This window comes from Bacillus sp. z50 (assembly GCF_058313585.1).
In genome coordinates this window covers 1,161,508-1,185,091 of sequence record NZ_JBZFQL010000001.1, presented here as the reverse complement: position 1 = coordinate 1,185,091, position 23,584 = coordinate 1,161,508, and the positions used below count along the sequence as shown (strand labels likewise).

The following is a 23,584-nucleotide window of genomic DNA, read 5'->3' as shown; positions in this document are numbered from 1 at the left end:
ATAGAACGCAAAAATCCTGAAAGAGGATAATAATGATAGAGGAGCAAGGATATGCCACAATTTTTCTTAAACAAAAAATTGATTATCTTGCTGATTAGCATCATCTTTCTGGTGGCTTTGATTGGGTTCTCACTTCGGGAAAGGGATGAATTGAGCTGGCCTGAACAGTTTATGAAGGACTCGGCCGGCTTTGTTCAAACAATTTTCCATAAGCCCGCTTCTGCTGTAGCGGGCTTTTTTGAGAATCTTTCAGATTTAAGGAATACATATGAAGAAAATAAGAATCTTAAATCACGCCTGGAAGAATATGTGAAGTTGGAAACAGAGATATATGATTTGAAAAAAGAAAATGAGGAATTAAGCAATATACTTAAGAAAAAAGAAGATTTAAGTGATCATACAGTTTCTCATGCAACTGTCATTGGCAGAGGTCCGGAGAGATGGCATGAAACATTGACGGTCTCGAAGGGCAGTGTAAATGGGATTGAGAAAAATATGGCTGTAATTACTGCTGAGGGATTGATTGGAAAGGTCAAAAGTGTTTCTCAATTTACCTCTACAGTACAATTAATGACAGCTCTAGATCCACAAAACCGTATTTCAGCAATGGTGCAAAGTAAAGAAAAATCTTATGGATTTATTCAAGGATATGACGAAGATAAGCAAGCCTTGCTATTAACAGGTCTCCATTATGATGCTAAAATTAAAAAAGGTGAGAATGTGACAACATCCGGGCTTGGAGGGGTGTTCCCAGAAGGTTTAGTCATAGGTACGGTCAAGGAGGTCGTTATCGATCAATACGGATTAACCCAAACAGCTTTGGTTAAGCCGGCAGCTAATTTCTATGATTTGAATAACGTAATGATTGTAAAACGTACAATGACTACTGTAGATACAGATAGCACTGAGGGGGATGACCTGTGATAAGGTTTAAAATCTTCCTTTTAGCTGTCCTTGTTTTTATATCTGAAGGGATTTTTGTTGAAATATTTTCGGCGAAATTATATACAACACCCTACATCTTGGTGCCAAGGTTTATTATTATCTTTCTAGTGTTTTTAGGGGTATACGGAAAAAGGAACATGGCAATCATATATGCTTTTGTTATGGGAATCTTCTATGATGTCGTCTATACAGAAGTATTGGGTGTTTATTTATTTACTTTGCCGTTAATGGTGTACTTCGCAACTCAACTGATGAAAGTACTGCAAATTAATCTTGGGATAGTCTCATCTGTATGTTTGCTTGCTATATCTATTTTAGAAATTATCGTCTATGAGGTGAATACCTTAATTGGTTATACTTCATTGACGTTCATTGAATTTGCACGTATGAGATTGCTGCCTACCTTAATTTTGAATCTAATCTTCCTAATCCTGTTCGCTTATGTATTTGCAAAGTGGATTAAAAAATGGACTGTTGAAGAGGATAATTAAACGGTATTGATTCTATAAAAAAGGAATTGTCAGCGCTCATGTCGAATTAAATTGCATTGAGGTGAGCACGACGTCATGGGAAAGAAGAATGTTCAGCATGTTATGATCAAAGGAAGTAAACAAGGTTTAACGATTGTGATTGATGATCACTCATCTATTTCTGAAGCTTTAAGAGATTTGGATGAAAAATTGTCTATTCATAATTCAACGATTGAAACAACATCAAGTATCCATGTCACCATACATACCGGTAATCGTTATTTAACGGACGAACAAGCGAAAGCTTTGGTCGATTTAGTAGAAAAAAAGGGATACATGGTTGTTAATAATGTTGAATCTAATGTCATTTTGCATGAAGAAGCCAAAAGATTGGCTGAAGAAGTGGCTGTGACAAAAATCGTGAGGGTTGTCCGTTCGGGTCAAGTTTTGGAAGTGAAGGGTGACATGCTCTTAATAGGAGATGTAAATCCCGGTGCGACCGTTAAAGCCGGCGGTAATATCTTTATTATGGGTACACTGCGGGGGAAGGCGCTGGCAGGTATACACGGCAATAAAGAATGTGTCGTGTCTGCATCTGTGTTTAAGCCATCCCAAATCGTTATTGGAGATGTTTTATATAACTCTTTTGATTATGATGAGCAGGATGACCACAAAATGGAATGTGCTTATTTAGATCAATCTGGTGAGATGATTTTTGATAGATTACAAGTTTTATGTAAAGTGAGACCTAATTTATCCTTATTTGAGGAGGGCGTATAGCCATGGGAGAGGCCATAGTAATAACATCCGGTAAAGGTGGAGTAGGGAAAACGACTACTACTGCCAATGTCGGAACTGCCTTAGCGTTAATGGGGAAAAGAGTCTGTTTGGTCGATACTGATATAGGTTTGAGAAATCTGGATGTAGTAATGGGCCTTGAAAATCGTATTATCTACGATTTGGTAGATGTGATTGAAGGAAGATGCAAAATCCATCAGGCGCTTGTGAAAGATAAGCGTTTTGATGATCGTCTTTATTTAATGCCTGCAGCACAGACAGCGGATAAAACCTCCGTAAATCCTAAACAGGTCAAGCAGTTAATTGATACTTTGAAACAAGATTTTGATTATATCATTATTGATTGTCCAGCCGGTATCGAACAAGGGTACAAAAATGCAGTGGCTGGTGCTGATAAAGCAATTGTTGTAACAACACCTGAAACATCTGCAGTCAGAGATGCGGACCGGATTATCGGGTTATTGGAGAAGGAACCAAATGTCGAATCTCCAAAACTAGTCATCAACCGTATTCGAAATCATATGCTAAAAATGGGCGATATGCTAGATATTGATGAAATTACTACTCATCTATCCATTGATTTGATTGGGATTGTAGTTGATGATGATGACGTAATTAAGGGTTCAAACCAGGGAGAGCCGATTGTGTTTGACCCGAATAATCGAGCATCTGTTGCCTATCGAGACGTTGCAAGACGTATTTTAGGTGAATCCATCCCGCTCAAACCACTTGAAGATGAGAAAACAGGAATGTTTAAGCGGATAAAAAAACTATTTGGTGTTAAGTAATAGTAAGTGAGGACCTCTAATCAAACTGATTAGAGGTCCTTTTTTGTATGTCTGCATGGCATAGCTTGGACCGACTATACATATCTTTTAGAAAAGAGCTGTATAAGAGAGGTGAAAGGATGGGCAGCCAAAGTAGCTCAGAAGTTCGTAAGCGCATTGCCGAGAGAAGAAAAAAACGGGAAAGAATGATGAATGCCAGTAAGAGGAACGAAAGACCGACATGGCCGGAAATGGAAGATGAGAAAGAATGGGGTTCTGAAAATGTTTTCGTATATGAAGAAGGGGTGAGTGAGCATAAAAAGCCGCCTATTGTAAACAAAGATTGGATCTTATTTCGTATCCTTGCTTCTGTTTGTTTGGTTTTGTGCATGGCCATTATTTATCGAACTTCTGCTCCATGGACCCAAACAGCGAAAACTACCCTTGACCAAGTCTATCAGAAGGAATTTCAATTTGCGTCAGTATCTAGCTGGTTTGAGGATACAGTCGGAAAGCCATTTGCTTTTTTGCCTGAGGAATCGGTGAATGAACCTAATAATAATGCTGCTGATAATCGTTTTGCCACGCCGGCAACAGGCACCATTATGAAAAGCTTTGTGAAGGATGGACAGGGGGTCTTAATCAAAACATCCAATAGTACATCGGTTGACACGATTAAAGAGGGGGTCGTTATCTACGCAGGTGAGAAGGAGACACACGGAAAAACAGTTATTGTCCAGCATCCGGATAAGAGTGAATCATGGTACGCTCACCTGCAGGAGATAAACGTCAATTTGTATGAACAAATTAAGAAAGGAACGAAGGTAGGAATAGTATCACCGTCGGATGAGCCGGACAAGGGGGAGTTTTACTTTGCATTGAAAGCCAATGGAAAGTTTATTGATCCTAATGAGGTGATCTCGTTTGAATAAAATATGGCCTGTGCTTACGAAAATACGCATTCATCCATTAACCTGGTTGTTACTTGCTCTTGGTGTGTTGACAGCCAGGTTTACTGAATTGCTTTTAATGTTTGCAATCGTATTATGTCATGAGCTGGGTCATGCTATTGCTGCGCAGTTATTTGGCTGGAGGATAAAATCCGTTACACTTTTGCCTTTTGGCGGAGAGCTGGAGACAGATGAGCATGGAAACCGGCCATGGCATGAGGAATTAATTGTGTTGGCATCCGGCCCTTTGCAGCATGTTTGGATTTTGCTGCTGACTTATCTTTTTTACACAATAGGCTTTATATCAGATTATATCTATACCAGTTTAATTCTATATAACTTTATTGTTTTATTTATAAATTTAGCCCCTATCTGGCCCCTGGATGGAGGAAAAGCGTTGTTTGTTTTATTAAGCAAGCGGATGCCCTTCCTGCATGCACACCGCCTAATTATTATCATTTCCGGAGTCAGTCTGTTTCTTGCTTTAATCGGATTGGTCGCTGTTAATCCGCTAAATATGAATTGGTGGATGGTTGTTGGCTTTCTGACCTTTTCTTTATGGAAGGAGTGGAAACACCGTCAATTTGTATTTTTACGATTTTTGATGGAAAGACATTATGGGCATAATAAGGATATTAGAGCGATATCACGGCTGGAAGCGGAAAAGGATATAAAGATTTATAAAATACTTGAGGATTTCCGTAGAGACAATAAGCATATTATAATCGTGAAAAACAAGGATGAAGAATTAGGGAAGCTGGATGAAGCGGAGGTTTTACATGCCTGTTTTACATCAAAATTGGCATATCGGCCTATTGGAGAACTTTTGTATCCTTATTGACGCTCCTCTCCTGACTCGTTAAAGTAAGATTAATGAGCCAACGAGAGGATTTTTTTAATGAAAAAAATAGTGCTTGATTTTCAAGGAAAAGAACGACGTCTCGGTTTATTGCAAGATGATAAGCTGATGAGGATACATATTGAAAGAGAAGGGCAGGGCCCATTTGCCGGCAATGTTTACATTGGAATTGTTCGTGAAATTGTACCGGGTATGAACGCAGCTTTTGTTGATATTGGGTTTGATAAGAATGCCTATTTGCCATTTGAAGAAACACCGAACTACCATTTAGACTCTCAGGCAAAAACATATGTAAAGCAAGGTGAAAAACTGCTTGTACGCATTCTGCGGGATCCAGAAGGAACGAAAGGCGCTAAAATAAGTGCGTTAATTGAAGTGTCTTCACCGGAAATCGTTTATATAAAGGGTGAACATTTTGTCCGTACTTCTAAAAAAGCAGATAGGAAGACTGTTCAGAAGTGGAAACACATAACAGCCAAGCATCTGCAAAAGGATGAAGGTGTGATTGTTCGTACATCATTCTTGGAGGCGGATGAAGAAGCCTTTATCTCGAGGCTTAGCGAGATGCGTGAACGTTATGAGCAATTACAAAGAAAAGCGTCAAAAAGTAAAGCGCCAGCACTTATAAGCGATCAAAATCGCATTCTAAATCTGATAGAAAGCTGGACAGCTGGGACAACTGGGGAGCTGTGGACTAATTCTGCAGAAGGAATGCAATTACTCCGTTCTGTACTACCTGAAGCATGGGAAACAAAGCTTCAAAAGGATAAAGTGGATCTGTATGATTCCCACGGCGTTACTGAAGAATTGGAGAAAGCAGTCAAAAAGGTAGTCTGGCTTTCGAACGGATCGTATTTACTTTTTGAAAAAACAGAAGCCATGCATGTGATAGATGTAAATACGGGTAAGTTTACTGGAAAGTATGACATAAATAAAACGATTTTAGATACAAATATACTCGCCGCAACAGAAGTGGGACGACAGATGATTCTGCGCAATTTATCTGGGATTATTGTAATAGACTTTATTAATATGAAATCTCCTGAGCATCGCCATCAAGTACAGGCAGCGATGGAAACAGCCTTAAAAGATGATCCGCTGCGTTCTGTAGTCATTGGGTTTACCGAACTGGGACTCATGCAACTAACACGCAAAAAAGAAGGTCCAGATCTATATGAAATTCTTCAGGAAGACTGCTTGGAATGCAGCGGAACAGGATTAATAAAAAGCCGTCAGAGCGCGATATATGAATTGGAACGTCAGTTAGAGGCATTAAAATATAGCTTGGATGATTCTGTATGGGTTGTGGTTGATTCATCCTTTTACACGTATATCAAGGATAATATTCATGCGGTGAAAATACATATCCTGTCAGGCACTAAAAATATATTTGTGACGGAGGGAAGAATGACAGGGGCCAATCGTTTTGAAATTCGAGCCCTCGGAAATAAGAAGGATCTTGAAGAGCGCATGAAGCGTACAGAGGAAGGAATAAAAAAACAAGCCTATTATCCGTATGTTAGTAAATCATGATTGACAATGTTTGTCTGATTATGATAGTATTTTTATGTTAAGTTTGTAGCACCCATGCTACAACCGCACACGTCAGGTAATAAGTCCATTATGGCGCCTGCCGTCGGCGAGTCTTAGACAATTAAGGAGGTGCAGGTATGTACGCAATTATCGAAACTGGTGGAAAGCAAGTGAAAGTAGAAGAAGGTCAATCTATCTACGTTGAGAAAGTGAACGTTGAAGAAGGTGGCATCGTTACTTTCGATAAAGTTCTTTTTGTAGGTGGAGAAGATGTGAAAGTTGGAAGCCCAGTTGTTGAAGGCGCTACTGTAACAGGTAAAGTTGAAAAACACGGCAAACAAAAGAAAATCATCGTTTTCAAATACAAAGCGAAAAAGAACAACCGTAAAAAACAAGGTCACCGTCAGCCTTACACAAAAGTAACAATCGAAAAGATTAGCTTCTAAGGCGACGCGTATGATTAAAGTAAAGGTAGTGCGAGCTGATGAGCGAATTTCTTCGTTCAGTATATCAGGACACGCCGATTTTGCACAAAAAGGTCAGGATATCGTTTGTGCAGGGGTATCTGCAGTAGCTTTTGGCTCTGTAAATGCCGTGATGAGTTTAACTACTGTTGAACCCATCATTAAACAGGCAGGTAAAGATGGCGGTTTTCTTGAAGTCCATTTTCCGGAAACGGATAGCGATGACAAGGTACAATTGTTACTCGAAGGCATGCTTGTTTCCTTACAAACGATTGAACGTGACTATGGTAGATACATGAAAATTATTCTTAGCTAACAGGAGGTGGAATACATGTTAAGATTGGATCTTCAGTTCTTCGCTTCCAAAAAGGGAGTAGGTTCTACAAAGAACGGTCGTGACTCCATTTCTAAACGTCTTGGCGCTAAACGTGCTGATGGACAATTCGTAAGTGGTGGTTCTATCCTTTACCGTCAACGTGGTACAAAAATCTATCCAGGTTTGAACGTTGGCCGCGGTGGAGACGACACTCTTTTCGCTAAAATTGACGGAGTTGTTAAATTTGAGCGCTTGGGTCGTGACAAGAAGCAAGTCAGCGTTTACCCAGTAGCACAAGAAGCATAATAAGTAACAGTCAAAAGAAGCTCTAACCTTGTTGGTTGGAGTTTTCTTTTTTAGATATGAGTTTTTTGGTTAAAACCATTATACTTCCGTATGTACCCCAAGTTATTTACTGCTGGCGAATATATTCCTCTCCTGAAACTTCGCTAAATTTGTTATACTGTAATAGATGATTTGCGATTTTTCCAGGACCTCATTATTCCAATCCGACAGGAGAATGTATTAAGATGGAAACAAAATGGACGACTGTAGAATTACTGAGGCATGCACGTCATGATTGGTTAAACAAAATACAGCTGATTAAAGGAAATATGGCATTAGGTAAAATGGATAGAGTATCTGGTCTTGTAGATGAAATCATTATTGAAGCACAACAGGAAGCAAAAATTTCAAATATGAATATGCCGATGCTTTCCGAACTTTTATTGACAGGTAAGTGGCTTCATTACAAATTCCATATTACATATGAAATTATGGATGATATAAAAGGCTATCCGGAATTGGATGAATTGATAACCAATTGGATGAAGAAGTTTTTCAATGAAGTGAATAGGCAAATAGAAGCACTAGATATCCTGCATTTAACCATCCTGCTCAGCAAAACAGATGAGGATTCATTAAAGATTGGTTTTGATTTTCAGGGACCAGTAAACAATAAAGAAGAATTAATAAAAATGTTTCAGGTAAAAGAGCCTTTAAAAATATCGGGCATTACAGAGGATATTAATTCTTTTTATTTTGAAATAACGGTAAGATAACAATCAAAGAGTTGCAAAAGCAGAAAGTAGGTGTTACCACCCATGTTTGTGGATCAAGTCAAGATTTACGTTAAAGGTGGAGATGGCGGCAATGGAATGGTCGCTTTCCGAAGAGAAAAGTATGTACCTAAGGGCGGTCCGGCCGGTGGAGACGGAGGCCATGGAGCAAATGTTGTATTTGAAGTAGAAGAAGGACTTCGCACACTAATGGATTTCCGATATAAAAGGCATTTTAAAGCACCCCGAGGGGAACATGGAATGTCTAAAAATCAGCATGGTAAGAATTCAGCTGACATGATTGTCAAAGTTCCTCCGGGCACAGTTGTTTCAGATGCCAATACTGGTGAAATTATTGCAGATTTAACCGAACACGGCCAGCGTGCCATTATTGCAAAGGGCGGACGAGGCGGACGTGGTAATACTCGTTTTGCTACACCTGCAAACCCAGCTCCTGAACTATCTGAGAAGGGTGAACCAGGGGTTGAACGTGATATAATTATGGAATTGAAATTACTGGCAGATGTAGGCTTGGTTGGATTTCCGAGTGTAGGTAAATCCACATTGCTATCGTCTGTTTCAGCTGCAAAGCCAAAGATTGCTGAGTACCATTTCACTACGATTGTCCCTAATCTAGGTGTGGTTGAAACTGGTGATGGACGCAGCTTCGTTATGGCTGATTTACCTGGACTGATTGAAGGGGCTCATGAAGGTGTTGGGCTTGGACATCAATTCCTGCGCCATATTGAGCGTACGCGTGTAATCGTCCATGTCATTGATATGTCCGGTCAGGAAGGCCGTGATCCTTATGAAGATTATGTGACAATTAATAAGGAACTTGAAGAGTATAATTTACGCCTAACGGAAAGGCCGCAAATTATCGCAGCAAGTAAAATGGATATGCCTGATTCTGAAGAGAATTTAAAGGCTTTTAAAGAGCAGCTAGAAGATGATGTACCAGTCTTCCCGATTTCATCGGTTACTCATGAAGGCTTGCGTGAATTACTGTTTGCTGTGGCCGATAAAATTGAGGAAACTCCGGAATTCCCACTTGAGCATGAAGAAGAGACAAGCGGTGTCCACCGTGTTCTCTATAAACATGAGGCAGAGAAAGCAGAATTCACTATTACAAGAGAGTCGGACGGTACCTTTGTTGTTACTGGCGATAAGCTTGAAAAAATATTCAAGATGACAGACTTCAGCCGTGATGAATCTATTAAACGCTTTGCCCGCCAGCTTAGAGCAATGGGTGTGGATGAAGCTCTTAGACAGCGCGGAGCAGTTGACGGAGATATAGTTCGTTTAATGGAATATGAATTTGAGTTTGTAGATTAAGCATAAAGTTTAAGGATGGTTCAAAAGAGGGTGAACTTGCTTGCATAATAAAGCTGATAAGAAATTTTATTTAGTCAGGGAAGATGTATTGCCTGAGGCGATGCAGAAAACTTTGCAGGCTAAAGAAATGATTGAAAGAGGAAAGGCTGTTTCTGTTTGGGAGGCTGTCAAAAGCGTCGATTTAAGCAGAAGTGCTTTTTATAAGTACAGAGATACAGTTTTTCCTTTTCATTCAGTTGTAAAAGAAAAAATTATTACGCTATTTTTCCATTTGGAAGACAGGTCAGGCACGCTTTCTGAATTACTCGGTATCGTTGCATCTTCGGGATGCAACGTGCTGACCATCCATCAAACTATTCCGATTCAGGGACGTGCAAATGTAACCTTATCGTTAAATACAGGTGAGATGCATATGGAAATGAACGAATTTATAAACCGTTTAAAAAGGCTTGAATTCGTGGATAAGGTTGAAATATTAGGCTCAGGAGCTTGAAAAATAAATACATAGATAGAGAAACAGAGAGGTTTAGAGCAGGGGGAGAACACTGTGGACATACGTATTGCCTATCTAGGGCCAAAAGCTACATTTTGTGATTTGGCAGCATCAAAATTATTTCCTTATGGACAAAGGCAGGCATTTATGACAATTCCTGAATGTATAGATGCTGTGGAAGCTAAGCTGGTTGATTATGCGGTTGTTCCATTAGAAAATGCTTTGGAGGGATCAGTCAATATCACACTGGATTATTTGATTCATGAAGTCCCGATTCCGATAGTTGCAGAGTTTTCCGCCCCTATTCGCCAGCATTTAATGGTTCATCCTTCTCATGTCAATGAGTTAACCAGGATTAATCGGATTATTTCGCACAGTCATGCGATAGCCCAATGTCACAAATTCCTGCATGGAGATATGAAAGGCGTACGATGTGAAAGTATTACCTCCACTGCTGCAGCCGCTCACTATATTCAAGAGCATCCGGATGAGTTGACAGCAGCGATTGCAAATGAAATGGCTGCTGAAGAATATGGACTTTCGATTGTAAAATGGGATATACATGATTATTCTCATAACCATACACGATTTGTCGTTCTGGGCCATAAGCCGTTATCGGAAAATATGATTCCTATTCAACAAAAAGGAGAAAAAACAACGATTATGGTATTGCTTCCAGCTGACCATGCCGGAGCTCTCCATCAAGTGTTATCAGCCTTTTCGTGGAGGAAGCTTAACCTTTCCAAAATCGAGTCCAGACCATTAAAAACAGGACTTGGCAACTATTTCTTCATTATCGATATCGAACAAAAGATGGATGATATTCTGTTGCCTGGCGCCATTGCTGAAATGGAAGCCTTGGGTTGCCAAGTCACGGTTATGGGCAGTTATTATAGTTATTAATTATCACTTAAGATTAAACGAAGGACCCCTGCTATATTCAGCAGGGGTCCTATTTATATTGTTCTTTCACATAATTAAAGTTGCGCAGCATATCTTTTTATTCTTTCAAAAAACCTGCATTTCTTAATGCTTGTACTGCTTGCTCAAGCTCCGCTTCACTTGCAGCTTCAATGGTATGAAGATGTAAACCATTGGTTAACTGGGACAAGAGAGAGGCATTTGTATTTTTTAGGTTGGCGATAAACTGCCGGACATCCTGTCTGGTGCTGACCATAATGGATGCTGTTAAGTCACCGTACATAGGATGTTCCACTTTTACATCCTTCACCGTAACACCGCAGTCCACTAAAAGCATTAGTTCCTCTTCCGCTTGTTCAGGTGTATGGAGACTCGCTATAATCCTTGTTTTCCGTTCCAATTTTGGATCGATTTGATGTATATAAATGTACCCACTTGGCGTGGCAATGATTGGTTCATTCCGTGCTTTAAGCAAGGTAATATCTCCAACTATAATTTGGCGGCTGACTGAGCAAATAACAGAGAGCTCACTTCCTGTAATCGGTTCATGACGTTCTTTTAAAATGGATAGGATGTATTTACGCCGTTCCTCTGTTGTATATTTTTTCTGGATCATCACTTATGCCCCCCTTGCTTAGGTGTTATTTTAAAATACTGGTTGTCTTTATTGTAACATAGAGGGATTTCCATCATAAACAAGAATAATTCCGCATAAATTTTCTTGAATCAATAGCAATCTGCCCAATCAATCATAGTATATATGGACATATGCGTAGGGAGGGATTATGCGTGAAAATACACATCGTCCAAAAGGGCGACACATTATGGAAGATTGCTAAGAAATATGGAGTAAATTTTGAAACATTAAAGAAAATGAATTCACAGCTCAGCAATCCGGATATGCTGATGCCTGGCATGAAAATTAAAATACCAGATAATACGTCTCCATCTGTAAAAAAAGGAGGCAATACAAAGATTAATTTTGGAACCGTAAAGGAAGTTCCTATTTCAGGTGGGAGTTCAAATGTGAAGGAAAGTATAAAAGCAGAGACCGAAACAGTTCCGAGTAAACCGAAAGAAATGCCGATTGTGTCACCACCACCACCAGCAGTGAAGGAGATGCCAATTCAACCGATGGATATTAAAAAAGAAAAGCCTGTTAAAGAAAAGCCTAAAATGCCGTATGTCGCCCCACAGGCCATTGTAAAACCTGTTGTACCAGAAATTGATATCAACAACTATTATTTAATGAATATGGCCAAAATGGAAATGCAAACACCTCCTCCTATGCCTATTATTAAGGAGATACCTAAAGTCAAAGAGAAGCCAGTCATAAAAGAAAAGCCGAAGAAAATGGAAAAACCAATGCCGAAGCCACAGCCAATGCCAATGCCAAAACCGCAACCAATGCCGCAGTATATGCCGGAATATTGTCCGCCTATGATTCCATATTATGATCCATGCTGCCCGCCAGTTATGATGCATCCATGCATGGCCTATCCAACGCCTTATTTTAATCAGTCATATATGACTGGACCGGCTTATCAGCAACCGTATATGCAGCAGCCTTACTGGGGTTATGATGACGATTTCGGAGATAGTTCTACCTTTCACCATGGGTATCACGATTCATCCCATTTTATGGGTAACAAGGGAGGGTACTACCCTCAGCATCAAGGGGGAAGCATGTCATCACATGGTCATTACCCTGTACAAGGAACACAGGGATACTTTCAACAACCTGGGTTTGGGCATCATGGCCATGAATCTTCCCATTATGGGATGGAATCGTCAAACCATATGATGGATTATCATCATCATAAGCAGCAGCAACAGCAATATATTCCGTTTGATGGATATATACCGAAAGGCTGCGGCTGTTCTGATACAGGAACACAGGGGACATTTTACCAGCCAATGAATCAATATGACCACCAAGGTATGAGTCATTCAATGGGCCAGTATGACCACCAAGGAATGGGTCATTCAATGGGTCAGCATGATCAACAAGGAATGGGTCATTCAATGGGTCAGCATGATCAACAAGGCATGAGTTATTCAATGGGCCAGTATGACCACCAAGGAATGGGTCATTCAATGGGTCAGTATGACCACCAAGGAATGGGTCATTCAATGGGTCAGTATGACCAACAAGGTACAGGTCAGCAAATGGGCCAGTATGATCACCAAGGAATGGGTCAGCAAATGGATCAATATGACCACCAAGGCATGAGTCAGTCAATGAATCAATTAGAACAGCAAGGTATGAGCCAACCAATGGGGCAGTTTGGGCAACAAGGCATGACTAACCCTATGTATCAGCAGGCTGCTCAACAACCATTTTTTCAGGATTCCCAATTTCATCAAAGGTATGGGGGTCAGCAGTTTGAACCAGGATCTCCTTCCTACAATCCCAATGGCCAGCATGTGATACCGCATATCGAGCCGGCAGCATTTGATATGCCAAGGACACAGGAAGAGAGCAGTGAGCAAGAAGGTCAATCATGATGAGGGAGCAGGAGGGAGGCAGTCTAAAAGACTGCCTCCTTGCTTATTTAAGTCAACAAAATATCGTAGTTTATGAGATGAAAGCTATCAAACCAAGGTTGATTAAGGTTAGTACAAATAAGGGTATATTTATCGCCAAACAATTTGTAAATCAAACAAGATTACTCATGCAACTCGAATTTTTAAAAAAGCTGCGAAAAGCAGGGTTCAATGGATCTTATGTGTTTTCCGATGAAATTAAGCCGTTTGAATGCAAAGGTAAATCAATCGGTTTTATAGAATATTTAACGAAGCATCCAAGAAGCTTTACGTATGAAAATTATTCGGAGCGATTAGAAGGTTTGACATTGTTAAATAAGATGCATGAGGCCTCTGCTACAATAATCAATGATTTGACAGTGAAAAAATACACTTTTTCACAAGTGTCAAAATGGAGAGAACGATTCGAAGAATTTACATCTAATAGAAATATGCTCAATAGAGTTATTCCTGACTCGATGCTGACCGAATATTTAAGAATGGGAGAATGGGCATTGGATAAGCTGGGTCCATACGAGCTTGAGGAAGTGGATGAAGATCCTGTTATCATTCACGGCGACCTGGCGCATCACAATTTTTTTAGAAAAGATGATGGTGAGCTTCTCCTTATTGATTTTGATTTGATGGCTGAAGCACCGCCTATGATAGATTATTTGCAGTATGCCAACAGATTGCTAATTTTTAATAATTGCTCATTGAAAGAGATTCTTACTTTTCCTCAGTTTAAAAAATATCGGGATAATCCATTCTTTTTGATTGGGCTTGGTTTTCCAACAGATATTTATAGAGAATGGAATCGCATCTGCCGTGATCAATTATGGGGTTCCAACCGTCGTCTCGACTCCCTTTGGGATATTACCGTGGAAGATTTACCGAAGAGAATCTATTTTTTTAGAGAATTGAAGTCGAAGATAAGGCTTTTGTAAAAATTAATCGTGCAAAAATGCAAGGAATAGTGAAATAACCAATAGATAATTGAAAGATGAGCGTCGTGGATGTTCATCTTTTTTGTCATGAGCTTGGAAAGAAGCAATATCTGTCTGAAGGCTAAGGATACTTACTAATGAATATGAGCAGAAAAGACCGCAGTAATCAGCTGAAATCAGTATAATAAACCAAATGATTAGAATAGATAGAGGAGAACGAATCAATATGAATATACTTTCGGTCGCTGATATACACGGTAACAGAAACATCTATAAACATATCATAGAAGTCATAAGAGAAAAAGATGTTGATGTGTTAATTCTCCCGGGTGACTTATATCCAAAACCATTTAGTGTCACTTTTGAGATGTTTAAAGCAATCCAGGAGGAATCTGCCCAAGAAATCTCGAGTCTTTTTAAACATTTGGATATTCCAATATATTATGTGTTAGGAAACGATGACTGGGTAGACTCGGAAATAAAGAGCGGCATAAATTTACACGGTAAAGTCGTTGAGCATATGGGTATTCACTTTACGGGCTTTGAATATATCAAGGAAACACCTTTTTTCACAAATCGAGAGCTTTCTGAGGATCAACTGAAAACAGCATTTCGTAAGCAAATAAACACCTTACAACTAAAAAGTAAAGAACCGTTGGTTATCGTGGCTCATACTCCGCTATTCGAGAAACAGGACAGAATAACAGGAGGGGAGCGAGTGGGAAGCCAGTCGTTACGCATGGAGATAGAGAACCTGAACCCCCTCATTTATTTAGGTGGTCATATTCATGAAGATTTTGGAGCGGACAAATTAGGTGACACCTATGTATTTAATTGCGCTTGCTCTCATGAAATAGATTTGTTAAGAGGTTATGTAATTAGAATAAAAGAAGGTCAAGTAACTTACGAAGATGTCATTCGGTAACATATAAACAAAGAGCGGACCGCTCTCTAGAAAACAATAGTCACAAAGATTTTGCTGCAGGACGTGGCGTTCTTAGTCCTTGGTCCTTAGTGCAGTCGTCTCAGCTTTTCGTGAGATCCAGCTTCGGCTCCTAGGCCCTCGAGTCATAAGTATAGCCACTTCGGGGAAGGGACGTCCCCTGCGTGCCTCTTACTTATGCTTGTCGCTCCTGAACAGTCGCCTCAGCTTTTCGTATTAATTTCAATTTTTTGGGGATACTGGTGGAGAGTTGATTTACATCTTAGTGAGGTGGGTTAGATGAATGGACGGTACTTTTTCCTGGTGGCTTGTTTGTTTTGTTTAATAGTCATTCCAGGTATGAATGATCACGTAGGTGTTGCGGTTAGAAACGATGCCGGTCAGGATAGTCCGGTCCTTGGAATTGCTCCAATCCAGCGAACAGTCATTCTTCAGCGAGTATATTTGGATGGAGAGATGAGTGAAGAAAAAATCGAGGAAACGATTATTTCCATGGATGATTTTTGGAGAAAATATGATAAGTGGCTATTGGTGGACCAAAACGATCAGCAGCTTGTATTCCAAACGTATGTTGATGATATTTCTCCCTTATTAAAGGGAAATGGGTATTTTGGGATTAAATCTGATGGAACGATTACTATTTTTAACGGCAAGCCTGCCAGGGATCAAATCATTCAATCTTTCTATCAAATTGATTTAAAGAAGCTGGAATCCACTGAAAAATCTGAATTGCAGAATGGTGTTAGAATCGTAAATAAAGAAAGATATCTTAAGTTCTTGGAAGTTTATAAATCTTATTCAACACCGACGTCTAAAACGCTTCAATAATTTATAAAAGAGCTGATCGTTTGCCTGCGACAGCTCTTTTGGCTGTTTTCTTAAAAATCAAAAAATCAAACATTTGTGCTGGTAGTGTATAATGGTTAAATGTAGTATGGTACAATGGTTTACAGTCGAATTAGAGGAGAGGTAAACGTTGTACGATTTTATAAAAGGTCGGATAGACTATGTCTGTCCTGAATATATAGTAGTCGAGAATAACGGGATTGGTTATTTAATTCATGCGCCAAATCCATTTGTATTTTCCGGAACGAACGAGGAAAAGAAAATATACGTACATCACTATGTACGTGAAGACTTACAGGCACTGTACGGTTTTAGTTCAAGAGAAGAAAAGAAACTGTTTATAAAATTATTAAATGTCACAGGTATCGGGCCAAAAGGTGCGCTTGCTGTACTCGCGAGTGGAAGAGTCGATCAGGTTGTGGAAGCCATTGAATCTGAGGATGAGAAGTTTCTTGTTAAATTTCCGGGCATTGGAAAGAAAACCGCAAGACAAATGATCCTTGACCTAAAAGGGAAGCTTGAAGATGTTTCTCCAGATGCATTCCCTGATTTATTCCAAACAGCAGATGGAAAAGAATTGAGCTACTCCACCAAGAATATTGCATTGGAAGAAGCATTGCTTGCTTTGCAGGCACTTGGTTACTCCGAGAAAGAAGTTAAGAAATTGGTGCCGAAGCTTGAAAAAGAGGAGAAAACAACGGAAGAATATATAAAAGGTGCATTACAGCTTATGTTGAAATAGGAGGTGGACAACTTGGAAGAGCGAATCATGGACCTGCATGCACAAAATCAGGATGAGACGTTTGAATATAGTCTGAGACCCCATTCACTTGAACAATATATTGGGCAGGATAAAGTAAAAGAGAATTTACGTGTATTTATTGAAGCAGCCAAAATGAGAGAAGAGGCGCTTGACCATGTGCTGCTGTATGGCCCACCGGGACTTGGTAAAACGACATTGGCCACAATCATTGCGAATGAAATGGGAGTGGAAATTCGGACTACATCTGGACCTGCTATTGAACGCCCTGGCGATTTAGCTGCTATCTTAAGTTCTCTTCAGCCTGGTGAGGTTTTATTTATTGATGAAATCCATCGACTGCCAAAATCTGTTGAGGAGGTATTGTATCCAGCGATGGAGGATTTTTGCCTCGATATCGTAATCGGTAAAGGACCGGGAGCGCGTTCTGTTCGATTGGATTTGCCTCCTTTCACCCTTGTGGGAGCCACAACAAGAGCAGGTGCTTTATCAGCACCATTACGTGACCGTTTCGGTGTCATATCCAGGTTGGAGTATTATACTGAGTCACAGCTGCGGGAAATTGTGACACGTACAGCCCAGGTACTGGATACGGCTATTGAGGAATCAGCGGCGAGCGAAATTGCCCGCAGGTCCAGGGGCACGCCAAGGATTGCAAATAGATTGCTTAGAAGAGTGCGTGACTTTGCACAGGTACGTGGCGACGGAGATATTCAGTTTGGTTTAGCTGATTATGCTTTGGAATTAATGCAGGTTGATAAGGTTGGACTTGACCAGATTGATAGAAAGTTATTGCTTGGAATTATAGAGAAGTTTAAAGGCGGACCTGTAGGGCTGGATACGATTGCAGCTACAATTGGGGAAGAATCCGGAACGATAGAGGATGTGTATGAGCCCTATTTGATGCAGATTGGATTTATGCAGCGTACCCCTCGCGGCCGGATTGTGACTGAACATGTGTATCGCCATTTCAATTTGGAAGTGCCAAATTCATGAATCATTTACCAAAAACGATTATGATGATAGGTGTGGCCATTTTTGTGGTTGGTTTTTTAATGCAATTCATTAAAATTGGACGGCTTCCGGGTGATATTTTATTAAAAAAAGGAAATACTACATTTTATTTTCCTATTATGACGTCTATTATTGTCAGTATCTTATTATCAGTATTTTTTTATATCATCAGCCGTTTTAAATGAATTAAATGTTGTCGTCATAGATAGAGATGTAAATTCCGCCATTTGAGTGTGCTGCATGATTACTAGTTAAAGAAATGGAAGTGTCACCATGAAAGTAGATTTATTTGATTTTCATCTGCCTGAGGAATTAATTGCGCAAACTCCGCTTGAAAAACGCGAAGAAAGCAGATTGATGGTCCTTGATAAAGAGACAGGTGATGTGAATCATACGCAATTTAAGCATATTAAAGAATTCTTGAAACCTGGAGATTGCCTCGTTCTAAACGATACAAAGGTATTGCCGGCCAGGTTGCACGGCGAGAAGAAGGATACAGGTGCTCATATAGAGCTTCTTCTTTTGAAGCAAATTAAAGGGGACGTATGGGAAACGCTTGCCAAACCAGCGAAACGTATTCGCGTTGGAACAGAGGTTGTGTTTGGTGACGGCCAGCTTACAGCTGTTTGTGTAAAAGAGATGGAGCATGGCGGCAGGGAATTTGAATTTAAATATGACGGAATCTTTTATGAAGTATTAGAGGAACTTGGCGAAATGCCTTTGCCTCCGTATATTAAAGAGCGGTTATCGGACAAAGACCGCTATCAAACTGTATATGCACGGGAAGAAGGTTCAGCAGCTGCCCCTACAGCCGGACTGCATTTTACGGAAGAACTGCTTGCAGAGATTAAAGAAATGGGTGTACATTTAGCTTTTATCACGCTTCATGTTGGACTTGGAACCTTCCGACCTGTCTCATCCGATACAATTGAAGGGCATGATATGCATTCTGAGTTTTATCAAATGAATGCTGAAACAGCTCAGCTATTAAATCGGGTTAGAGCAGAGGGTGGTAATATATTCTCGGTGGGAACTACCTCCACACGTACTCTTGAAACGATTGCCCGCGATCACAATGGAAGCTTTGCTGAGGCAAGTGGATGGACTAATATTTTTATCTATCCTGGATTTGAATTTAAAGCTATTGATGGAATGATTACGAATTTCCATCTTCCTAAGTCCACGTTGATTATGTTGATTAGCGCTCTTGCTGGGCGTGAACATGTATTAAATGCATATAATACTGCCGTTCGTGAAAAATATAGATTTTTCAGCTTTGGCGACGCAATGTTTATTAAGTAAGATTTTTGAGAGGAGTATCACGATTGACAGCAATCCGTTATGAATTAATTAAAACATGTAAACAGACAGGAGCCCGACTGGGAAGGGTTCATACACCTCATGGAACTTTTGAAACACCCGCGTTTATGCCTGTAGGAACTTTGGCTACAGTTAAAACGATGTCACCAGAAGAATTGAAACAAATGGGTGCCAATATTATATTAGGCAATACGTATCATTTGTGGCTGCGACCAGGTACAGAGGTCATTAAGGCTGCAGGTGGGTTACACAAATTTATGAACTGGGATCGTGCAATTTTAACTGATTCCGGCGGTTTCCAGGTTTTCAGTCTGAGTCAATTCAGAAAAATTGAAGAAGAGGGCGTGCATTTCCGTAACCATTTAAACGGTGATAAATTATTTTTATCTCCTGAAAAGGCTATGGAAATCCAAAATATTTTAGGATCTGACATTATGATGGCATTTGATGAATGCCCTCCATATCCAGCAACACATGAATATATGAAAAAATCCGTTGAGAGAACATCCAGATGGGCAGAGCGCTGTCTGAATGCGCATGAAAGACCAAATGATCAAGGGCTATTTGGAATCGTACAGGGTGGAGAATATGAAGATCTTCGCCGCCAAAGTGCCAGCGATTTAGTATCTTTGGATTTTCCGGGATATGCTATTGGCGGATTAAGTGTAGGGGAGCCGAAGGATGTCATGAATCGTGCTCTTGAATTCACTACTCCGTTATTGCCGTCCAATAAACCACGTTATTTAATGGGTGTTGGTTCTCCGGACTCCCTAATTGATGGAGCAATCCGTGGAGTTGATATGTTTGACTGCGTATTGCCAACGAGAATTGCCCGTAACGGTACACTGATGACTTCTGAAGGAAGACTAGTCGTTAAGAATGCCAAATATTCTATGGATTTTGGTCCATTGGATCCGAATTGTGACTGTCATGTTTGTAAAACATATTCAAGAGCGTATATTCGCCACCTTATTAGATGTGACGAAACATTCGGAATTCGCTTAACCTCTTATCATAATCTATATTTTCTGCTAAACTTAATGGAGCAAGTTCGACAAGCCATCAGGGAAGACCGGCTTGGAGACTTTAGGGAAGAATTTTTTGAGAATTATGGGTTCAATAAACCAAATGCAAAAAACTTCTAACCATTCTTACTAATGTAATGAAAGGAGTGAAAATAATATGGTATTATCCCAATTTTTGCTACCGATTTTGCTGTTGGTGTTTTTCTACTTTATCTTAATCCGTCCTCAGCAAAAGAGACAAAAAGCAACTGAACAAATGCAAGCTGCCTTACAAAGAGGAGATAAAGTCGTGACGATCGGCGGTCTTCACGGAACTGTTGATTCTATTAATGAAGGTACAGTAATTATCAAGAGTCCAGACGGTTCTCGTCTAACATTTGATAGAAGATCTGTTTCTCAAGTAGTTGAGAAAAAAGAAAGTCCAGTAACAACAACGAAAGAAGATTAATATGAAAAAACCTAGCCGAATGGCTAGGTTTTTTTAGTTTCGTGATCCGCCGTTCATATTTACCCCCAGTACTCCACCCATCATAGCCGTGATAATAAAACAGCCATTATAGATTAGCTGCGTGGATGTAAATACGGTCTCAAGCCCCAGATATTGATAGAGGAAAACAATTAAAGTATAGATTAGGCCTGTACTGCCTCCGAGCAGCCATCCTTGTTTTTTCCCCTTTCCACCGGATATAAATCCCCCAATAAACAAAGTTAAAAAAGAGAGAGCCATGATGATATACGTTAGAGAAGATTCAGAAATGCTGGTGAATCTAAGTAGCAAAGAAAATAATAAGCTGAACAAAGCAGCCATAATAAAGATGGTTACAACTCCGTACAAAATGGCAGAACCTATGTTTTTTGTTTCGATTATGGTCAACCTCCTTATCTTCTATTGGATCTCTATAAATAATTTATTCTGTTTATTTTTATTTAGAATGTATTTTTGTACAACCAGTCAATCAAATGACTATTTTTTTCTATTTAACAGCAAACTAACAGATGTATTTGATTGGAGGGAATATAGGTTGCTTGAATATTTGGAAATTATAGGGCGTACTAGCCTTTTATATGTTATTATTTTGTTGGTTTTTCGGATCATGGGGAAACGGGAAATAGGAGAGCTAAGTCTTCTAGATTTAGTCGTTTTTATGATGATGGCGGATATAGCTGTTATAGCTATTGAAAATCCTGATGATAGTATGTGGAAAGCGATTTTGCCGATAGCAGTCATATCCATTATTCAAATTATACTTGCCTTTATATCACTTAAAGTGCCATTCATCCGCAAACTGATTGATGGAAAGCCATCTATTATTATACATAATGGAAAAATTGACAAAAATGCAATGAGAATGCTGCGTTATAATTTTGATGATTTGCTTATACAGTTACGCGATGAAGAAGTAGAAAAAATGAGTGATGTTGAATTTGCCATTTTTGAGCCTTCCGGGAAATTATCGATTTACAAGAAAAAATCAATTAAAAAAAATAAACAGCCAGGTCCAATCTTTGCTCTCATTCAAGATGGAGTGATACAAAAGCAAAATCTTAGAGAGATTGGAAAATCAGAGAGCTGGCTAATTCAGGAATTAGCTAAAAAAGGTTATACAGACGTAAAACAAATTCTGTTTTGCAGTTTAGAAGATGACGACCTATATATTAATAACAGTGAGTAGTTCATTGTTATGGAAATAATGCAATCTTGGATAATAGAGGGCCAATAATAGGAACTCTCCTGATTTCCTTTTTTCGTATTAAGCCTGTCAATAAACAACCGATTGCGAAAACAATTACGATAACGGCTATCGAAATAATCAAACGCTGAATCATAGGGATTCCGATTAACCATTGTTCATAGAGCATGTGTCCGATTAATCCGGAGATGGACATGACGACAAGAGCCATGATGTATTCATGCAAGTAAATGGTTAAGTGGATTTTCTTCATAACAGTAGCGAAATGTAAAAGAGTAACAAGCACAGTAGATACACAGATGGCAATAGCAGCTCCCATAATCCCGATATTCGGCTGTGTTACGAGTGTGAGGATTAAGATGATTTTTGTTATTGATCCAATTAGACTGTTAAACATAGCCGCTCTGGCCATATTAAGAGCCTGCAACGTAGCCTGAAGAGGACCTTGAAAAAAGAAGAGCAGAAAAAAGGGTGCCATAAATCGTACATATATGCTGGCATGGTCATTATGATACATGACCTGCATGACTGGTTCAGCAAGTACATATAGAGTGACCACGGCTAGGGAGCCACTTAAAAAAGCAAATCGGAGCGACTGCTGCAGCCGGTGAATCACTTGTTTGATATTTCCTTTATAATAGGCTTCACTGACAGCAGGGACTAATGATGTACCCAGTGAATGGGTGATAAAGGAAGGAAGCATAAGTAATGGTACGGCATACCCTGCCAGTTCACCATATTGTGCAGTAGCGACGCCAGTCGCAACCCCTGCTGCCAAAAGACTCCTTGCCACAACAATCGGTTCAAAAAACCAAGTAATAGATCCGATCATCCTGCTTCCTGTAGTAGGAATGGCAATGGATAAAAGCTCCTTTAATGTATCTTTACCAGATGAAACATAGTTGAAAAATTGTTTTCTCATTCTGAAACTCTTTTTAAATTTAAACATCAACATTAAATATAGCAAAGAGGCAATTTCTCCAATGACTGAGGCTACCATGGCACCGGCAGCTGCATATTCAATTCCATAGGGCAAAAAGGCTTTCGTCAATGCGGCTATCATTGAAATACGTACAATTTGTTCAATAATATTTGAAATCGCATAGGGCTTCATATTTTGTTTCCCTTGAAAGTATCCGCGCAAGACAGCTGAAACAGCCGTTATTGGTACAATTGGTGCAATCGCCAATAAAGGCAGTAAAGTTCTGGAGTCTGTGAATACATGAGTTGATAAGTATGGAGCAAACATAAATAGTAATGGGGTGAAAATTAGAGAAAGACTTCCGGTCACACATAAGGACACAACCAGTATTTTCTTTGTTTTATGATGATCCCCTTTTGCTGCTGCCTCTGCCACAAATTTTGAGATTGCAATGGGCATTCCAAGCTGAACGATTGCAATCACTAGATATAATGATGGCAATGCCATCATATATAGACCGACGCCCTCTTCACCGATAAAGCGGGCAATCACAATTCGATTAATAAATCCTAAGATCTTCGTAATGAATCCTGCAATCAATAAGATAACAGTTCCCCTTATAAACTTGGACATTCAATTCCCCTCCTTCTCAAACAAGCAGCAATCATATACAATTATCTA

At 39.6% G+C, this 23,584-nt stretch carries 28 protein-coding genes and 1 other annotated feature; of the genes, 25 read left to right on the top strand and 3 right to left on the bottom strand.

Annotated features, from left to right (window positions below):
- The first annotated feature begins 51 nt into the window (after nt 1–51).
- From mreC to pheA, 14 genes are all read left to right on the top strand, one after another.
- Complete coding sequence (gene mreC, locus AC4G3N_RS05680; RefSeq protein ID WP_066105543.1) at nt 52–924, top strand: rod shape-determining protein MreC; 873 nt, start codon at nt 52–54, stop codon at nt 922–924.
- Nucleotides 921–1,436 carry a rod shape-determining protein MreD gene (gene mreD / locus AC4G3N_RS05675; protein WP_491089863.1) on the top strand — a complete coding sequence of 172 codons (516 nt, stop codon included), beginning with the start codon at nt 921–923 and terminating at the stop codon, nt 1,434–1,436. Before mreC ends, mreD begins: the two co-directional genes overlap by 4 nt.
- A 75-nt stretch (nt 1,437–1,511) precedes the next feature.
- On the top strand, nt 1,512–2,195 hold the full coding sequence (gene minC / locus AC4G3N_RS05670; RefSeq protein WP_491089862.1) for a septum site-determining protein MinC: 684 nt from the start codon (nt 1,512–1,514) through the stop codon (nt 2,193–2,195).
- A gap of 2 nt (nt 2,196–2,197) precedes the next feature.
- Nucleotides 2,198–3,001: a septum site-determining protein MinD gene (minD, locus tag AC4G3N_RS05665; protein ID WP_066105532.1), complete on the top strand. Its 804-nt coding sequence runs from the start codon at nt 2,198–2,200 to the stop codon at nt 2,999–3,001.
- A gap of 119 nt (nt 3,002–3,120) precedes the next feature.
- A complete protein-coding gene (locus tag AC4G3N_RS05660) occupies nt 3,121–3,912 on the top strand; it encodes a peptidoglycan DD-metalloendopeptidase family protein (RefSeq protein ID WP_491089860.1) in 792 nt (263 codons plus the stop codon).
- Nucleotides 3,905–4,771 carry a M50 family metallopeptidase gene (locus AC4G3N_RS05655; protein WP_491089859.1) on the top strand — a complete coding sequence of 289 codons (867 nt, stop codon included), beginning with the start codon at nt 3,905–3,907 and terminating at the stop codon, nt 4,769–4,771. The genes AC4G3N_RS05660 and AC4G3N_RS05655 overlap by 8 nt, the downstream gene beginning before the upstream one ends.
- Before the next feature lie 57 nt (nt 4,772–4,828).
- Nucleotides 4,829–6,322, top strand: coding sequence for a ribonuclease E/G (locus AC4G3N_RS05650; RefSeq protein ID WP_491089858.1), 1,494 nt, complete (start codon nt 4,829–4,831; stop codon nt 6,320–6,322).
- Between the two features lie 51 nt (nt 6,323–6,373).
- Nucleotides 6,374–6,446, top strand: a sequence feature (ribosomal protein L21 leader region).
- 13 nt (nt 6,447–6,459) lie between these two features.
- Nucleotides 6,460–6,768 (top strand): 50S ribosomal protein L21, encoded by a 309-nt coding sequence (gene rplU, locus AC4G3N_RS05645; RefSeq protein ID WP_066105519.1) that lies wholly within the window; start codon nt 6,460–6,462, stop codon nt 6,766–6,768.
- Nucleotides 6,769–6,778: 10 nt separating this feature from the next.
- Entirely contained in the window at nt 6,779–7,102 is a 324-nt protein-coding gene (locus tag AC4G3N_RS05640; protein WP_066105516.1) for a ribosomal-processing cysteine protease Prp, read from the top strand.
- 15 nt (nt 7,103–7,117) lie between these two features.
- A complete protein-coding gene (gene rpmA, locus AC4G3N_RS05635) occupies nt 7,118–7,408 on the top strand; it encodes a 50S ribosomal protein L27 (protein WP_066105513.1) in 291 nt (96 codons plus the stop codon).
- A gap of 224 nt (nt 7,409–7,632) precedes the next feature.
- A complete protein-coding gene (locus AC4G3N_RS05630) occupies nt 7,633–8,163 on the top strand; it encodes a Spo0B domain-containing protein (RefSeq protein WP_066105512.1) in 531 nt (176 codons plus the stop codon).
- Nucleotides 8,164–8,205: 42 nt separating this feature from the next.
- Nucleotides 8,206–9,495: a GTPase ObgE gene (obgE, locus tag AC4G3N_RS05625; protein ID WP_491089856.1), complete on the top strand. Its 1,290-nt coding sequence runs from the start codon at nt 8,206–8,208 to the stop codon at nt 9,493–9,495.
- Nucleotides 9,496–9,535: 40 nt separating this feature from the next.
- Nucleotides 9,536–9,988 (top strand): ACT domain-containing protein, encoded by a 453-nt coding sequence (locus tag AC4G3N_RS05620; RefSeq protein ID WP_490996561.1) that lies wholly within the window; start codon nt 9,536–9,538, stop codon nt 9,986–9,988.
- 60 nt (nt 9,989–10,048) lie between these two features.
- Nucleotides 10,049–10,891: a prephenate dehydratase gene (gene pheA / locus AC4G3N_RS05615; protein WP_491089881.1), complete on the top strand. Its 843-nt coding sequence runs from the start codon at nt 10,049–10,051 to the stop codon at nt 10,889–10,891.
- 97 nt (nt 10,892–10,988) lie between these two features.
- Here pheA and AC4G3N_RS05610 read toward each other — a convergent pair whose 3' ends face one another.
- The gene (locus AC4G3N_RS05610) at nt 10,989–11,528 is read right to left on the bottom strand and encodes a transcription repressor NadR (RefSeq protein ID WP_491089855.1); all 540 of its coding nucleotides are present in this window, start codon (nt 11,526–11,528) and stop codon (nt 10,989–10,991) included.
- A 170-nt stretch (nt 11,529–11,698) separates the two neighbouring features.
- Here AC4G3N_RS05610 and safA point away from each other — a divergent pair, with 170 nt between their 5' ends.
- The 10 genes from safA (at nt 11,699) to yajC (ending at nt 20,738) form a co-directional block, all read left to right on the top strand.
- Nucleotides 11,699–13,417 carry a SafA/ExsA family spore coat assembly protein gene (safA, locus tag AC4G3N_RS05605; protein WP_491089854.1) on the top strand — a complete coding sequence of 573 codons (1,719 nt, stop codon included), beginning with the start codon at nt 11,699–11,701 and terminating at the stop codon, nt 13,415–13,417.
- Nucleotides 13,414–14,382: a phosphotransferase gene (locus AC4G3N_RS05600; protein ID WP_491089853.1), complete on the top strand. Its 969-nt coding sequence runs from the start codon at nt 13,414–13,416 to the stop codon at nt 14,380–14,382. The genes safA and AC4G3N_RS05600 overlap by 4 nt, the downstream gene beginning before the upstream one ends.
- 226 nt (nt 14,383–14,608) lie before the next feature.
- Nucleotides 14,609–15,307, top strand: coding sequence for a metallophosphoesterase family protein (locus AC4G3N_RS05595; protein WP_491089852.1), 699 nt, complete (start codon nt 14,609–14,611; stop codon nt 15,305–15,307).
- A 297-nt stretch (nt 15,308–15,604) separates the two neighbouring features.
- Complete coding sequence (locus AC4G3N_RS05590; protein WP_066105486.1) at nt 15,605–16,153, top strand: intercompartmental signaling factor BofC; 549 nt, start codon at nt 15,605–15,607, stop codon at nt 16,151–16,153.
- 148 nt (nt 16,154–16,301) lie between these two features.
- Complete coding sequence (gene ruvA / locus AC4G3N_RS05585) at nt 16,302–16,913, top strand: Holliday junction branch migration protein RuvA (RefSeq protein WP_066105483.1); 612 nt, start codon at nt 16,302–16,304, stop codon at nt 16,911–16,913.
- A gap of 27 nt (nt 16,914–16,940) precedes the next feature.
- Nucleotides 16,941–17,927: a Holliday junction branch migration DNA helicase RuvB gene (ruvB, locus tag AC4G3N_RS05580; RefSeq protein WP_373925499.1), complete on the top strand. Its 987-nt coding sequence runs from the start codon at nt 16,941–16,943 to the stop codon at nt 17,925–17,927.
- The gene (locus AC4G3N_RS05575) at nt 17,924–18,130 is read left to right on the top strand and encodes a DUF2905 domain-containing protein (protein ID WP_066105478.1); all 207 of its coding nucleotides are present in this window, start codon (nt 17,924–17,926) and stop codon (nt 18,128–18,130) included. Before ruvB ends, AC4G3N_RS05575 begins: the two co-directional genes overlap by 4 nt.
- An 88-nt stretch (nt 18,131–18,218) precedes the next feature.
- Nucleotides 18,219–19,247 carry a tRNA preQ1(34) S-adenosylmethionine ribosyltransferase-isomerase QueA gene (gene queA / locus AC4G3N_RS05570; RefSeq protein WP_066105476.1) on the top strand — a complete coding sequence of 343 codons (1,029 nt, stop codon included), beginning with the start codon at nt 18,219–18,221 and terminating at the stop codon, nt 19,245–19,247.
- Between the two features lie 23 nt (nt 19,248–19,270).
- Nucleotides 19,271–20,410, top strand: coding sequence for a tRNA guanosine(34) transglycosylase Tgt (gene tgt, locus AC4G3N_RS05565; protein ID WP_139892612.1), 1,140 nt, complete (start codon nt 19,271–19,273; stop codon nt 20,408–20,410).
- Nucleotides 20,411–20,447: 37 nt separating this feature from the next.
- Nucleotides 20,448–20,738, top strand: a complete 291-nt coding sequence (gene yajC / locus AC4G3N_RS05560; protein WP_066105468.1) for a preprotein translocase subunit YajC — start codon at nt 20,448–20,450, stop codon at nt 20,736–20,738.
- Between the two features lie 33 nt (nt 20,739–20,771).
- Here yajC and AC4G3N_RS05555 read toward each other — a convergent pair whose 3' ends face one another.
- The gene (locus AC4G3N_RS05555; protein ID WP_306821561.1) at nt 20,772–21,164 is read right to left on the bottom strand and encodes a TIGR04086 family membrane protein; all 393 of its coding nucleotides are present in this window, start codon (nt 21,162–21,164) and stop codon (nt 20,772–20,774) included.
- A gap of 148 nt (nt 21,165–21,312) precedes the next feature.
- Between AC4G3N_RS05555 and AC4G3N_RS05550 the strand changes: the two genes are divergently transcribed.
- Nucleotides 21,313–21,963, top strand: coding sequence for a DUF421 domain-containing protein (locus AC4G3N_RS05550; RefSeq protein ID WP_066105465.1), 651 nt, complete (start codon nt 21,313–21,315; stop codon nt 21,961–21,963).
- Nucleotides 21,964–21,970: 7 nt separating this feature from the next.
- Here the strand turns inward: AC4G3N_RS05550 and spoVB are convergent, their stop codons facing one another.
- On the bottom strand, nt 21,971–23,536 hold the full coding sequence (spoVB, locus tag AC4G3N_RS05545; protein WP_066105462.1) for a stage V sporulation protein B: 1,566 nt from the start codon (nt 23,534–23,536) through the stop codon (nt 21,971–21,973).
- Between the last annotated feature and the right edge of the window lie 48 nt (nt 23,537–23,584).

Excerpts from the sequence above, each read along its gene's own strand:
- mreC (WP_066105543.1), top strand. The coding sequence starts at position 52 with ATGCCACAATTTTTCTTAAACAAAAAATTGATTATCTTGCTGATTAGC.
- minC (WP_491089862.1), top strand. The coding sequence starts at position 1,512 with ATGGGAAAGAAGAATGTTCAGCATGTTATGATCAAAGGAAGTAAACAA.
- minD (WP_066105532.1), top strand. The coding sequence starts at position 2,198 with ATGGGAGAGGCCATAGTAATAACATCCGGTAAAGGTGGAGTAGGGAAA.
- AC4G3N_RS05660 (WP_491089860.1), top strand. The coding sequence starts at position 3,121 with ATGGGCAGCCAAAGTAGCTCAGAAGTTCGTAAGCGCATTGCCGAGAGA.
- AC4G3N_RS05650 (WP_491089858.1), top strand. The coding sequence starts at position 4,829 with ATGAAAAAAATAGTGCTTGATTTTCAAGGAAAAGAACGACGTCTCGGT.
- rplU (WP_066105519.1), top strand. The coding sequence starts at position 6,460 with ATGTACGCAATTATCGAAACTGGTGGAAAGCAAGTGAAAGTAGAAGAA.
- AC4G3N_RS05640 (WP_066105516.1), top strand. The coding sequence starts at position 6,779 with ATGATTAAAGTAAAGGTAGTGCGAGCTGATGAGCGAATTTCTTCGTTC.
- rpmA (WP_066105513.1), top strand. The coding sequence starts at position 7,118 with ATGTTAAGATTGGATCTTCAGTTCTTCGCTTCCAAAAAGGGAGTAGGT.
- AC4G3N_RS05630 (WP_066105512.1), top strand. The coding sequence starts at position 7,633 with ATGGAAACAAAATGGACGACTGTAGAATTACTGAGGCATGCACGTCAT.
- obgE (WP_491089856.1), top strand. The coding sequence starts at position 8,206 with ATGTTTGTGGATCAAGTCAAGATTTACGTTAAAGGTGGAGATGGCGGC.
- AC4G3N_RS05600 (WP_491089853.1), top strand. The coding sequence starts at position 13,414 with ATGATGAGGGAGCAGGAGGGAGGCAGTCTAAAAGACTGCCTCCTTGCT.
- AC4G3N_RS05595 (WP_491089852.1), top strand. The coding sequence starts at position 14,609 with ATGAATATACTTTCGGTCGCTGATATACACGGTAACAGAAACATCTAT.
- AC4G3N_RS05590 (WP_066105486.1), top strand. The coding sequence starts at position 15,605 with ATGAATGGACGGTACTTTTTCCTGGTGGCTTGTTTGTTTTGTTTAATA.
- ruvB (WP_373925499.1), top strand. The coding sequence starts at position 16,941 with ATGGACCTGCATGCACAAAATCAGGATGAGACGTTTGAATATAGTCTG.
- AC4G3N_RS05575 (WP_066105478.1), top strand. The coding sequence starts at position 17,924 with ATGAATCATTTACCAAAAACGATTATGATGATAGGTGTGGCCATTTTT.
- queA (WP_066105476.1), top strand. The coding sequence starts at position 18,219 with ATGAAAGTAGATTTATTTGATTTTCATCTGCCTGAGGAATTAATTGCG.
- yajC (WP_066105468.1), top strand. The coding sequence starts at position 20,448 with ATGGTATTATCCCAATTTTTGCTACCGATTTTGCTGTTGGTGTTTTTC.
- spoVB (WP_066105462.1), bottom strand. The coding sequence starts at position 23,536 with ATGTCCAAGTTTATAAGGGGAACTGTTATCTTATTGATTGCAGGATTC.